This window comes from Virgisporangium aliadipatigenens, assembly GCF_016863615.1.
In the GTDB taxonomy this organism is placed as follows: domain Bacteria; phylum Actinomycetota; class Actinomycetes; order Mycobacteriales; family Micromonosporaceae; genus Virgisporangium; species Virgisporangium aliadipatigenens.
This window is the reverse complement of record NZ_BOPF01000021.1, coordinates 1-12,064: the sequence shown is the minus strand read 5'-3', so window position 1 is coordinate 12,064 and position 12,064 is coordinate 1. Positions and strand designations below refer to the sequence as shown.

At 72.9% G+C, this 12,064-nt stretch carries 11 protein-coding genes; 7 read left to right on the top strand and 4 right to left on the bottom strand.

The genetic code is table 11. From position 1 onward, the window contains the following. Positions 1-213 precede the first annotated feature (213 nt). Positions 214-939, top strand: a complete 726-nt coding sequence (locus Val02_RS26585; RefSeq protein WP_203901948.1) for an RNA ligase family protein — start codon at positions 214-216, stop codon at positions 937-939. A gap of 1 nt (position 940) precedes the next feature. Here the strand turns inward: Val02_RS26585 and Val02_RS26580 are convergent, their stop codons facing one another. Both Val02_RS26580 and Val02_RS26575 read right to left on the bottom strand, forming a co-directional pair. Continuing rightward, entirely contained in the window at positions 941-1,384 is a 444-nt protein-coding gene (locus tag Val02_RS26580; RefSeq protein ID WP_203901947.1) for a hypothetical protein, read from the bottom strand. A gap of 59 nt (positions 1,385-1,443) precedes the next feature. Further along, on the bottom strand, positions 1,444-3,045 hold the full coding sequence (locus Val02_RS26575; RefSeq protein ID WP_239153342.1) for a dolichyl-phosphate-mannose--protein mannosyltransferase: 1,602 nt from the start codon (positions 3,043-3,045) through the stop codon (positions 1,444-1,446). Between the two features lie 67 nt (positions 3,046-3,112). Here Val02_RS26575 and rsmI point away from each other — a divergent pair, with 67 nt between their 5' ends. Continuing rightward, positions 3,113-3,964 carry a 16S rRNA (cytidine(1402)-2'-O)-methyltransferase gene (gene rsmI / locus Val02_RS26570; RefSeq protein ID WP_239153341.1) on the top strand — a complete coding sequence of 284 codons (852 nt, stop codon included), beginning with the start codon at positions 3,113-3,115 and terminating at the stop codon, positions 3,962-3,964. Here rsmI and Val02_RS26565 read toward each other — a convergent pair. After that, complete coding sequence (locus tag Val02_RS26565) at positions 3,958-5,097, bottom strand: hypothetical protein (RefSeq protein WP_203901946.1); 1,140 nt, start codon at positions 5,095-5,097, stop codon at positions 3,958-3,960. The genes rsmI and Val02_RS26565 overlap by 7 nt on opposite strands. A gap of 109 nt (positions 5,098-5,206) precedes the next feature. On the opposite strand from Val02_RS26565, the gene metG reads away from it, so the two are divergent. Beyond that, a complete protein-coding gene (gene metG / locus Val02_RS26560; RefSeq protein ID WP_203901945.1) occupies positions 5,207-6,988 on the top strand; it encodes a methionine--tRNA ligase in 1,782 nt (593 codons plus the stop codon). A gap of 22 nt (positions 6,989-7,010) precedes the next feature. On the opposite strand, the gene Val02_RS26555 is transcribed toward metG, so the two are convergent. After that, positions 7,011-8,243, bottom strand: coding sequence for a hypothetical protein (locus Val02_RS26555; RefSeq protein WP_203901944.1), 1,233 nt, complete (start codon positions 8,241-8,243; stop codon positions 7,011-7,013). Positions 8,244-8,328: 85 nt separating this feature from the next. Here Val02_RS26555 and Val02_RS26550 point away from each other — a divergent pair, with 85 nt between their 5' ends. The 4 genes from Val02_RS26550 to rsmA all read left to right on the top strand — a co-directional run. Further along, positions 8,329-9,171, top strand: coding sequence for a spermidine synthase (locus Val02_RS26550; RefSeq protein ID WP_203901943.1), 843 nt, complete (start codon positions 8,329-8,331; stop codon positions 9,169-9,171). A gap of 49 nt (positions 9,172-9,220) precedes the next feature. Further along, on the top strand, positions 9,221-10,348 hold the full coding sequence (locus Val02_RS26545) for a hypothetical protein (protein ID WP_203901942.1): 1,128 nt from the start codon (positions 9,221-9,223) through the stop codon (positions 10,346-10,348). Then, complete coding sequence (locus Val02_RS26540; protein WP_239153340.1) at positions 10,345-11,202, top strand: TatD family hydrolase; 858 nt, start codon at positions 10,345-10,347, stop codon at positions 11,200-11,202. The genes Val02_RS26545 and Val02_RS26540 overlap by 4 nt, the downstream gene beginning before the upstream one ends. Positions 11,203-11,206: 4 nt before the next feature. Continuing rightward, positions 11,207-12,064 (top strand): 16S rRNA (adenine(1518)-N(6)/adenine(1519)-N(6))-dimethyltransferase RsmA (rsmA, locus tag Val02_RS26535; protein WP_203901940.1); only part of this gene is annotated, 858 nt, incomplete at its 3' end.

Below are 12,064 nucleotides of genomic sequence, written 5' to 3'. Positions count from 1 at the left end.
CTATTGACATCCGGGCGGCAGCCTGCCCGATGTGGAGCACGTCGCATACCCGAAGATCCCGCTCGTGGCCGACCCGGCCGGCCGCCGCGTGGGTGGCACCTGGGTGGCCACGGAGAAGATCCACGGCGCGCAGCTGGTGATCGCGTTCGACGGCCGCCAACTGCGCGTCGGCAAGCGCCGGGCGTGGCTCGCCGCCGAGGAGCCGTTCTTCGGGTGGCAGCTGCTGCGCTCCGCTTCGGCGCGGCGGCGCGGTTCGCCCACGGGGAGACGGGCAACGCCGCCGTGCGGCTCTACGGCGAGCTGTACGGCGGGCACTATCCGCACCCCGACGTGCCGCCGGTGCCCGGAGCCGCACCCGTGCAGACCGGGATCTGGTACGCGCCGGAGATCAGGTTCGCGCTCTTCGACGTGCTGGTCGACGGCGGTGCTTACCTGCCGTACGCCGAGGTGGCGCGGGTCGCGGCGGCGGCGGGGCTGGACTCCGTACCGTTGCTGGCCCGTGGGCGGCAGTCCGAGGTGGACGCCGTACCGGTCAGATATCCGACCCGGGTGCCGGGCCTGCTCGGCCTGCCGCCGATCGACGGCAACCTGGCCGAGGGCGTGGTGGTGCGGCCCGACGCCGCGCTGCCGCCCGAGGGCCGGCCGGCGGTCAAGCGCAAGATCGCCGAGTTCGACGAACGCCGCTTCGACGCCGGCCGGGCGTGGGACCCGTCGGTGCCGCTGACGGCGGACGAACTGCGCCGGATCGCGGTGTCGATGGTCAACGCCCCGCGCATCGCGAGCGCCCGTTCGAAGGTCGGCCCCGCGGGGGATCTCGCCGGCGAGGTGGTGCTCGACGTGCTGATCGACCTGGGTGAGACGTTCCCCCGGACAATGGCGGGACTGGACGCGGCGACGGAGGAGTCGCTCGCGACGGCGATCCGCGCGGCCCTGGGTTGACCTACTCCGGGTCGGCGAGGCCCAGGCGCTTGCGGACCCGGCTGCGGTTGACCTCGAGGATCGGGTCACCGGTCGTCACCACCCGGTCGTACCACGGCACCGCGGCGGTCAGCGCGCCCTGATCGGTGAGCAGCTCCGCCACCACCCGGCTCGGCCCGTCGCCGCACTGCGGGTCGTCGGCGAGCAGCGCCAGCTCGGCGAACGCCGCGTCGCGCGCACCGGCGTCGAACAGCAGCCCGGCCAGCTCGGCCCGCGCGTAGCAGCCCATCTCGCCGCCGCCGGCGATCACGGTGCCGAGGAGGCCCTGGGAACGTTCGGAGTCGCCGGCGAGGCGCCACTGGTGCGCGGCCTCGACGAGCAACTGTGGTGCGTCGGACCCGCTCGAAGCGGCGGCCGCCTCAAGCTCGGCGGCCTCGACGGCGTATCGGGACAGTGTGCCGGCCATCGCGGGACCCTAACCGCACGCAGGGCTTTCCGTAAGACGCCACGCCGTGCCCGAACGGGCTAGACCCAGCGCGTCCCGAGCCACATGCGCGCCCACCAGTCCTCGTACGGGATCGACTCGCCCACGTAGATCGGATAGAAGTACGCGAAACAGGCCGCGACGAGCAGCACGTACGCGCCGATGGCCAGGGCGCCGATGCCGCGTCTCTCGAAGAAGACGTTGCTGTTGATCCGGCCGATCCCCAACCCGTCGCCGGTGGCCAGGGGCGCCGGCCCCATGATCGCGCCGAGCACGTAGACGACCGCCATCACCAGGAACGGCTCGGCCGGCAGCGCGTAGAAGACGAACATCGTGCGTCCGCCGTCGTAGTGGTACCAGAACCAGGGCAGCAGCCCCGCCGCGATCATGATCCCGATGCCGGCGGCGCGCCGGTCCCGCTGCGCGATGCCGAACCACAGCAGCCCGGCCAGCGCCGGGATGAACGACCACCACAGGATCGGCGTCCCGAGCAGGAGCACCTCGGCCGCGCACTTCTCCGCGCCGCAGGGCTGGTTGGTCTCCCAGTAGAACGCCACCGGCCGGCCCATCAGCAGCCACTGCCACGGCCAGGACTGGTAGTCGTGGTGCGAGCTGAGCCCGCGGTGGAACCCGTACGCCGCCTTGTGGTACTCCCACAGGTTGATCAGCGCGCCGATGATCGGCGGCTCGGACTTGCCCTGCGCCGCGAGCCAGTGCCGGTTGTAGCCGGTGTCCGTGGCGAACCAGCCCGCCCAGCTGGCGATGTACGCCACGAACCCGATGAGGGTGAACCCGCCGAGCCACCCGGCGACGCCGCGGGCGGCGTGCAGCCACGGGGCCGACGAGGAAATGGTGCGCCGCAGCCCGATCTCCCAGATGAGCACGATGAGGAAGATCGCCGGGACGAAGAACGCCCCGCTCTGCTTGACCGAGGCGGCACAGCCGAGCATGAGCCCGCCGAGGAGCAGCCACCAGCGGATCTGGAAGCCCGGCTTCGCCCCGGACTCCAACGCCCGCAGCACCCGCACGCGGCGCTGGTCGCGGTCCATCACGACGCAGCCGAACGCCGCCACCACGAACACCGTCAGGAAGATGTCCAGCAGCGCCGCCCGGGAGAGCACGAAGTGCAGCCCGTCCAGCGCGATCAGCAGCCCGGCGACGCAGCCGAGCACGGTCGAGCGGAACAGCCGCCGGGTGATCCGGGTGACGATCAGCACCGAGATGATGCCGGCGATCGCGGCCGAGATCCGCCACCCGAACGCGGTGTACTGCCCGCCGTCGCGGAACGCCCATTCGCCGAGCGCGATGAGCCACTTGCCGAGCGGCGGGTGCACCACGAAGTCGCCGGTGTTGCTCTCCGGCCGCCACTCCACCCCGTGCGCCAGAAGTTCCTGGCCCTCGGTGGCGTAGTACGTCTCGTCGAAGATGATCTGCGGCGGGCGGCCGAGGTTGACCAGGCGCAGCAGTGCGGTGATGAAGACGACGAAGCCGGTCGCCCACCAGGACATCGCGTCGCTGCCGACGACGGCGAGCCGTTGCCGCACCTCCTCGGTGATCCCGGGCGGGGGTGGGGGCGGCGGTACCGGAGACGGTTGGGTCTCCTTGGACAGGTCGATCACCGCGACTGCGGGCTCGGTGCTCACCCCGCGATCGTAGGCTGCTGGGGCCGTTCGGTGGTGGTGCCTCCACCGCCGCAGAAGGGAGTGTCCGGTGCCGTTGATCCTGTTGGGTGCCCCGCTGGGGAATCCGGCCGACGTGTCGCCGCGGGTAGCGCGCGCCCTTGCCGAGGCCGACACGGTCGCCGCCGAGGACACCCGCAGGCTCGCGCGACTCGCCGCCGACCTGGACGTCACGGTCGCCCGTTCGGTCAGCTTCTTCGAGGGGAACGAGGAACGGCGCACACCGGAGCTGCTCGACGAACTGCGCGCCGGCCGCACGGTTGCCGTGATCACCGACGGGGGGATGCCGTCGGTGTCGGATCCGGGATTCCGGCTGGTCCGTGCGGCGGTGGACGCGGGCGTTCCGGTGACGGCGGTGCCGGGGCCGAGCGCGGTGACGACGGCGTTGGCGCTGAGCGGCCTGCCCTGCGACCGCTTCTGCTTCGAGGGATTCCCGCCCCGCAAGCCCGGTGAGCGCCGCGCCGTCCTGCGCGAACTGGCCGACGAACGGCGCACGCTCGTCTTCTTCGAGGCGCCGCACCGCATCGCCGGCACGATCACGGATCTGGCTGAAATTTTCGGCCCCGAACGCCCGGCGGCGCTGGCGCGCGAGCTGACGAAGACGTTCGAGGAGGTGCGCCGGGGCACCCTCGCGGAGCTGGTGGCCTCCGTGGCGGACGACCCGCCGCGCGGCGAGATCACGCTCGTCGTGGGCGGTGCACCGGCGGCGCCGGCCGAACGCCCCACCGACGAGGGGCTGGCCGTGGCCGTCGCCGCGCTGGAGTCCGGCGGCACCGCCCGCAAGGCCGCCATCGCGGCGGTGGCCGTCGCGCACGGCGTTCCGAAGCGCGAGGTCTACGACGCCGTGATCCGCTCCCGTCCGGGGTCGGGCGCCCGTCAGTAGGTGGCGGCGAGCATCAGGGCGAACAGGAGCAGCGGCCCGGCGAGGCTGAACGCCACCGCGGCCGTCCGGGCCCGCCGGCCGGCGAGGCGCAGCCCTCCGGTGGCCCACGCGATCCCCAGCCCGCACAGCACGAGCAGCCCGACGCCGACGCCCGCCTGTTCGCGGCTGCTCGTGCCGACGTACACGCGGTCGCCTCGGGTGGAGGTCATCCGCGCGGCGGCCGAACGCCCCGGCGCCGGCGCGTCGCCCAGGATCGGCACGGCGACCCGGCTGAGCCTGCCGTCGACGCTGAACGTCCCCTCGCACCGGCGGGTGAGCCCGTCCCCGGTGCAGCGGCTGACGGTGGCGGTGCCGCGTTCGGAGTGGCCGACGGCCAGCCAGAACGGTTCGGCCGTCACCCAGCCGAAGAACGCCGACACGATGGCGAGCAGCAGCAGGGCGGTGAGGCCGGCCAGCGGCCGCCGGGTCTGGCGGGTGTGCGGGATGCCGGTGCGCGGCGGCTCGGTGCGGAGTGCGCCCCGGCGCGGGGTGATGGTGAGGCCGCCGGCGCCTTCGAGCGGCGGCTTCGCCTGGGCGGGCGCGGTCGCCCGGACGGGCTCCACCGGCCGCGTGGACTCGGTCTGCTGCGCGGGCGGCAGCGCGGACTCCACCGGCGCGGGCGGCAGCGGAGGCGGCTCCTCGATGAACGTGCCCTCGACGATCACGGTCGCCGGTACGGCGGGGGAGACCGGCGCCACCGGTCCGGGGGACGCCGCGGCCGGCAGGATCGGCCACCCGCTGTCGGTGGTGTCGAAGGCCGGCGTCTCCCCCTCGCCGAACCGGGCCCGGTAGGAGGGGTCCTCGAGGAACCGGTGCCGGGTCGCCCGGGTGGCCCAGTCCGGCGCCTGGGGCGGCTCCAGCGGCTCCTGCGCGGGTTCGAGGTCGCGGCGGAGTGCGGGCTCGCGCGGGCTCTCCTCGCCCTGCGTCTCGACCTGCGGCCACAGCGGGAAGGAGTCCGCGTCGTCGCGCCGCCGCGCCTCGTTGAGCAGGGATTCATCGAGTACGCGGAACCGGTCCTGCGGCCCGTCGCCCCCTTCCGGGTCGGCGGCGAGCGGCCATTCCGGTGGCGGTCGGCGGTCCGCAGAACGTGTCATAGTCCCATTGCACTATATTTTGTGGCGGTTCGTCCTTAGAATCCCTCGCGCGTGTCGGACGAGCTATCCGTTCGCGGCCCCGGTACGGACGTAACTAGGCTGGTCCGTTATGAGTCACGTTCTCGCCGCGGTCGCCTGGCCATATGCCAACGGCCCGCGCCACATCGGTCATGTATCCGGGTTCGGGGTGCCCTCCGACGTGTTCAGCCGGTACATGCGCATGGCGGGCCACGACGTGCTCATGGTCTCCGGCACGGACGAGCACGGGACGCCCATCCTCGTGCAGGCCGAGAAGGAGGGGCTCACCCCGCAGGCGCTCGCCGACCGGTACAACCGCATGATCGTCGAGGACCTGCACGCGCTGGGCCTCTCCTACGACCTGTTCACCCGCACCACCACGCGCAATCACGCGATCGTGGCGCAGGAGCTGTTCCGCACCGTGCACCGCAACGGGTACATGATCAAGCAGACCACGCAGGGCGCGATCTCCCCGTCGACCGGCCGCACGCTGCCCGACCGCTACATCGAGGGCACCTGCCCGATCTGCGGCTACGACGGCGCCCGCGGCGACCAGTGCGACAACTGCGGCAACCAGCTCGACCCGGTGGACCTGATCAACCCGCGCAGCCGCATCAACGGCGAGACGCCGAAGTTCATCGAGACCGAGCACTTCTTCCTCGACCTGCCCGCGCTCGCAGAGGCGCTCGGCGAGTGGCTCGACACCAGGACCGACTGGCGGCCCAACGTCCTCAAGTTCTCCAAGAACCTGCTGGAGGACCTGAAGCCGCGCGCCATGACCCGGGACATCGACTGGGGCATCCCGGTGCCGATCCCCGTCTGGGAGGAGAACGCCAACAAGCGCCTCTACGTGTGGTTCGACGCGGTGATCGGCTACCTGTCGGCCTCGGTCGAGTGGGCGCGGCGCACCGGCGACCCGGAGGCGTGGCGGAAGTGGTGGACCAAGGACGGCGACAGCCGCGCCTACTACTTCATGGGCAAGGACAACATCACGTTCCACTCGCAGATCTGGCCGGCCGAGCTGCTCGCGTACAACGGCGAGGGCGCGCACGGCGGGGAGCCCGGCGTCTTCGGCAAGCTCGCGCTGCCGACCGAGGTCGTCTCCAGCGAGTTCCTGACCATGGAGGGGAAGAAGTTCTCCTCGTCCCGAGCCGTCGTGATCTTCGTGCGCGACTTCCTGTCCCGCTACGACGCCGACGCGCTGCGCTACTTCATCGCCGTCGCCGGCCCGGAGACCCAGGACACCGACTTCACCTGGGCGGAGTTCCGCCGCCGCAACAATGACGAGCTGGTGGCCGGCTGGGGCAACCTGGTCAACCGGTCGATCTCGATGGCCGCGAAGAACTTCGGCGCCGTGCCCGCCGCCGGCGAGCTGACGTCCGAGGACCGCGCGCTTCTGGACGCCGTCCGGGCCGGCTTCGGGACGGTCGGTTCCCTGATCGAACGGCACCGGCAGAAGCAGGCCATCTCGGAGGCGATGCGCGTCGTCGGAGAGGTCAACAAGTACGTCTCCGAGCAGGCGCCGTGGAAGCTCAAGGAGGATCGCGAGCGCATGGGCACGGTGCTGCACGTGGCGCTGCAGGCGGTCAGCGACTGCAACACGCTGCTGACGCCGTTCCTGCCGCACTCGGCGCAGAAGGTGCACGAGCTGCTCGGCGGCAAGGACGTGCACGCGCCGATGCCGGAGATCCGCGAGGTCGAGGACCTGGACGGCGGCCCCGGCTATCCGGTGCTGGGCGGCGACTACTCGGTCGGCGCGCGCTGGGCGTCGGTGCCGATCGAGGCCGGCCGCGAACTGGCACCGCCGAAGCCGATCTTCAAGAAGCTCGACGAGTCCATCGTCGAGGAGGAGTTGGCCCGTCTCGAGAGCTGAGCCCGCCGTCGGGCCGTCCGACTCAGGCGGCCCGCGGCGGCGGGTACTCCAGGTCCACCTCGTGCAGCTCGGCGACGTGACCGCGCGGTACCCAGGTCTCGTAGAGGCCGCGGGCGACGCACTGCGCCCCGAGCCGCGCCACGTTGTCCGGGTCCGGCGCGCACAGCCGCAGGCGCAGCCAGCGTTCCTCGGCCCGCACCACGGTGGTCGCCGCGCCCTGCCAGGTCACCTCGTAGCGGCGCCGGGCCAGGGTCTCGACCGCCCAGCGGGCCGCCCGGTTCTTCGCCGCCACCCGGAACTCCTCCGGCGGGTCGGCGATCGCGTCGAAGATGTCGCCCCGGTACCGGCCGACGAGCCGGGTCAGCGGCGGCGCCACGTGGAAGTACTCCTGCTCGGGGTTGACGCCGGCGAGCTCCAGCAGCGGCCGCCAGCGCGGCCCGCACATGCGCACCCAGGAGGCCTGTTCGGCCAGGTAGCTGTAGAGCTGCACCTCGGAGCCGTCCGGCGTGTAGGCGACCAGCGAGGCGCGGGCCGGCACCGGCAGGTCCGCGAAGTCACGGGTCACGAACTCCGGAATCAGATGGTGGGAACTGGGCGCGAACCCCGTTCCGATGACGGGAGGTCCGACGCGCGAACCCGTCGGCATGGCGACCAGGCCGGCGAACCGCGGACCGACCGGCACCTCGAAGTCCGCCCCGTCGGTGGCCCGCCAGTGCAGGACGAAGCTGACCCCGACCTCGGTCCCGTCGCCGCCCAGCACCGACAGCTCGGCCGGGGTGCGCAGGTGCGCGATGTCGCTCTCCCGGTAGCAGAACCCGCCCGGCAGCGCGCCGTGCAGGTAGTCGGCGAGGGCGGTGGCCGGCAGGACCAGCGCCATCCGGGTGCCGCGCCGGACGGTGGCGGTGCGCCGCACGGCGTGGATCGTCGCGGAGTCGACGTCGGCGGGTCGTTGGCTCAGGGCGTGCAGGGCGTCCCAGGAGAGGCGGCGGCTCACCGGCGCGTACAGCGGGGCGTCCTCGGCCGCGTCGGGCGTGCCGGAGATCAGGTCGGCCTCGGCCGCCGGGACGAAGCGGCGGAACGGCCACCGGGCACCGGGGCGCGGGTTCCGGAGCCAGCCGGGGCCGGGATCGGCGCCGAAGAGCTCGTAGGCGGCCCCCCGCGCGACGCTGACGGCGGGGTGCACGACCCCGTCGAACGTCACTGTCAGCGAGGCATCGTCGGTGGTGGACACGGCGCCGGCCTCGGGCAGGGTCATGGGCGCGACGCTACGAGTGCAGTTTTTCCGGAGCGTGAACGGGGCACTACCGCGAGGCGAACCGGCCCTGATTAGGGTTTCGTACATGATCCGCCGGAAAGTGGACCTTGGCACGGCGGAGATCCGTTCCGATCCGGAACGGCCCGGTGCGTACATGCTCCACATCGACGGGGTGGCGCAGTCCTACGTGGACCTCGCCGACCCCACCCACCTGGAGTTCGAGTACATGCGGCGGCTGTCGTGGCTGATCGACACGATCGCACCCGCGGGCAAGCCCCTGGACGTGCTGCACCTCGGCGGCGGCGCGCTGACGATGGCGCGGTACGTGGCGGCCACCCGCCCCGGCTCCGCGCAGGAGGTGGTCGAACGCGACGCCGCGCTGATCGACCTCGTCGAGAGCGAACTTCCGCTGCCGGTCGACGCCGGGGTCACGATCACGCTCGACGACGCGCGGGCGGCCCTGGAAGCGGCCCCGGCGGGGCGGTTCGACCTGGTGATCGTGGACGTGTACCGGGCGGCGCGGATGCCCCGCAGCGTCACCAGCGTCGAGTTCGTGCGGGCGGCGGCACGGGTGCTGACCCACACGGGCCGCTACGCCGCGAACGTCGTCGACGTGCCGCCGCTGGCGTTCTCCCGGGTGCAGGCGGCGACGGTGCGGGAGGTCTTCGCCGACGCGTGTGTGCTCTCCGAGGCCGGGCTGTTACGCGGCCGCCGCTACGGCAACGTGGTGATCGCCGGCGCGCGTCGCAGGGGCGGCCTCCCCGTCGAACGCATGACGAGAACGGCCCAGCGCGACCCGTTGAACAGCGTCTTCGGCAACCGCGTCGTGCACGGGCCGGACCTCGACAGGTGGATCGGCGCGGCCGTTCCGGCGCAGGACGACGACGCGGAGGACGGCCCGGTGCCCCCGCCGCCCCTGCTCGGCTGAGAGCGCCCTATAGATTGTCCGGGTTGTCTGCGAGCGGGAGGTGGAAGGCATGGGACGGCGCTGGCTGTCCGGCCTGCTGGCCGCGGTCGCCCTGGCGGCTACCGCCGCCTGCGAGGGGCCGAAGGAGCCGGTGGTCGAACCCTCCTGGGAGGCGCAGCTCCCGGGCACCTTCGCCGAGGGCGAGTACCGCTCGGTGCCCGACCCCTGTCGCACCGTCTCGATGGCGACGGTGCGCGGCCTCGTTCCGGAGCAGCCGAAGCCGCCCGCCGGCGTGAGCCCGGACCCGACCCCGAGCAACATCGAGGGCAAGTGCCGCTGGGTGTTCCGCGACGGCGACGTCTCCCGCGCGCTTGAGGTGAAGCTGCGCGGTTACTCCGCCGCCGGCGGGAAGAGCGCCACCGAGGTGGCGGGCGCCGACTTCACCGCGGACCGCTGGTCGGCCGGCAAGAACCCGCCGGTCGCCGGCCTCGGCGACCAGGCCGCCCAGAAGTGGTACATCGGCACCGACCAGCGCACGGCGACGTTCACCGTGCGGGTGAAGAACCTGATCCTCGACGTGCGCTTCGAGAGCACCGCCTGGTGGGGCGGGCCGCTGCGGGCGCTGTCGATGACCGAGGTCGAACGCGCCTCGCTCGGCGTCATGCGGGAGGTGCTCGCCGGGGTGCAGTCCGGCGCGTCGGGCACCGCGGCGAGCCCGGCCCCGTCGGCCACGGACCTCACCGCGGCGCCGTCGGCCTGCGGGGCCGTGCGGCAGGAGACGGTGCAGAAGCTGGTCTTCGGCTCGCGCGAGAACGACCGTTCGCCCGCCGACCGGACGTTCCGCAGCGCGTGCGTGTGGCAGTCCGACAAGGACCGGCTGGGGCTCGAGGTCGAGGTGACCGCGCCGAGCGCCGTGACCGGGAAGGGCGCGCCGGACGTGGCCGCCGACCTGATCAAGATCTGGCGGGAACCACCGGCGAAGATCGCGAGCGAGCCGAAGCAGGTCCCGGGGATCGGCGACGACACGTGGCAGTACCACGTACGGGTGAGCGCTGAGCTGACCGAGGTCTTCACGTTCACCCGGTGGCGCAACCTGATGGTCGTGACGCGGGTGCAGGGCGCCGGCAGCAAGGCCGCCGACCTGGAGGCCGGTTCGCTGGACGCCATCCGCGACGTGCTGGCCGCGGGGCAGCAGTGAGTAAGAGGGGATCCGGGCGGCACGGGGAGTTTCCGCCGCCGCCGGAGCCGCTCGCCGTGCCGGTGCTCGACAGCCACACGCACCTGGACCTGATGTTCGAGACGCCGCCGGAGGCGGGTGGGCCGCGCACCGTCGAGGACGCGCTGGCGATCGCCGCCGCCGCCGGGGTGGACCGGCTGGTGCAGGTGGGCGTCGACGTCGCCTCGTCGCGCTGGGGCGTGGACGCCGCCGGCAAGCACCGGCAGATCGTCGCGACGGTGGCGCTGCACCCCAACGAGGCGCCCCGACTGTCCGATCTGGACGGTGCGCTGCACGAGATCGACACGCTCGCCGCGGACCCGCGGGTGCGGGCCATCGGGGAGACCGGCCTGGACACGTTCCGCACCGGGCCGGAGGGCTTCTCCGCCCAGGAGAAGAGCTTCCGCGCGCACATCGAGATCGCGAAGCGGCACGGCAAGGCGTTGATGATCCACGACCGGGACGCGCACGCCGACGTGCTGCGCGTGCTGGACGACGCGGGTGCTCCGGACACGGTCGTCATGCACTGCTTCTCGGGCGACGCGGCGTTCGCCCGGGAGTGCGTGGCGCGCGGGTTCGTGCTGTCGTTCGCGGGCACGGTGACGTTCAAGAGCGCGGCGGACCTCAAGCACGCGGCCGCCGTCACGCCGGTCTCGCACCTGCTGGTGGAGACCGACGCGCCCTACCTGACGCCGATGCCGTACCGCGGCCGCCCGAACGCCTCGTACCTCATCCCGCTGACCGTCCGCGGGCTCGCCGAGGCGGCGCAGACACCGGTCGACGAGCTGTGCGCGGCGATCTCCGCGACCGGCGAACGGATCTTCGGACCATGGTGAGCCTGTGAGTCTCTTAGGACCGGCCGAGATCCGCAGCCTCGCGGCGACCCACGGGATCCGCCCCACCAAGCAGCTCGGCCAGAACTTCGTGCACGACCCCAACACCGTGCGCCGCATCGTGAAGGCCGCCGCGTTGACGCCGGACGACGTGGTGCTGGAGGTGGGGCCCGGGCTCGGTTCGCTCACGCTCGCCCTGCTGCCCGAGGTGGCGCACCTGCACGCCGTGGAGCTGGACCCGGTGCTGGCCGCCGCGCTGCCGCAGACCGTGGCGGCCCGCGCGCCGGAGTGCGCCGACCGGCTCACCGTTCGGCACGCGGACGCGCTGAAGGTCCGGGCCGCCGATCTCGTGGGGCCGGCGCCGACCGCGCTCGTGGCCAACCTTCCGTACAACGTGGCCGTCCCGGTCGTGCTGACGCTGCTGGCGGAGCTGCCCACGCTCACGTCCGGGCTGGTCATGGTGCAGAAGGAGGTCGCCGACCGGCTGACCGCGGCGCCCGGTTCGCGGGTGTACGGGGTGCCGACCGTGAAGCTCGCCTGGTACGCCGAGGCGCGGCCCGCCGGTCGGGTGCCGCCGGCCGTGTTCTGGCCGGTGCCCAATGTGGACAGTGGGCTCGTCGCGTTCCGCCGGCGGGAGCCGCCGCCCGGTGCGCCGCGCGAAGCGGTGTTCGCGGTGGTCGAGGCCGCGTTCGCCCAGCGGCGTAAGACTTTGCGGGCCGCGCTGGCGTCGTGGGCGGGCGGCGCCGTGCGCGCCGAGGAGGTTCTGACCGGCGCCGGCATTTCTCCGGGAACGCGGGGCGAGCAGCTGACAGTGCGCGAGTTCACTGACATCGCGGCCGCTGCCGGTAGGGTCTTGCAGCGTGAG

Excerpts from the sequence above, each read along its gene's own strand:
- Val02_RS26550 (WP_203901943.1), top strand. The coding sequence starts at position 8,329 with ATGATCCGCCGGAAAGTGGACCTTGGCACGGCGGAGATCCGTTCCGAT.
- Val02_RS26555 (WP_203901944.1), bottom strand. The coding sequence starts at position 8,243 with ATGACCCTGCCCGAGGCCGGCGCCGTGTCCACCACCGACGATGCCTCG.
- Val02_RS26580 (WP_203901947.1), bottom strand. The coding sequence starts at position 1,384 with ATGGCCGGCACACTGTCCCGATACGCCGTCGAGGCCGCCGAGCTTGAG.
- metG (WP_203901945.1), top strand. The coding sequence starts at position 5,207 with ATGAGTCACGTTCTCGCCGCGGTCGCCTGGCCATATGCCAACGGCCCG.
- Val02_RS26545 (WP_203901942.1), top strand. The coding sequence starts at position 9,221 with ATGGGACGGCGCTGGCTGTCCGGCCTGCTGGCCGCGGTCGCCCTGGCG.
- Val02_RS26565 (WP_203901946.1), bottom strand. The coding sequence starts at position 5,097 with ATGACACGTTCTGCGGACCGCCGACCGCCACCGGAATGGCCGCTCGCC.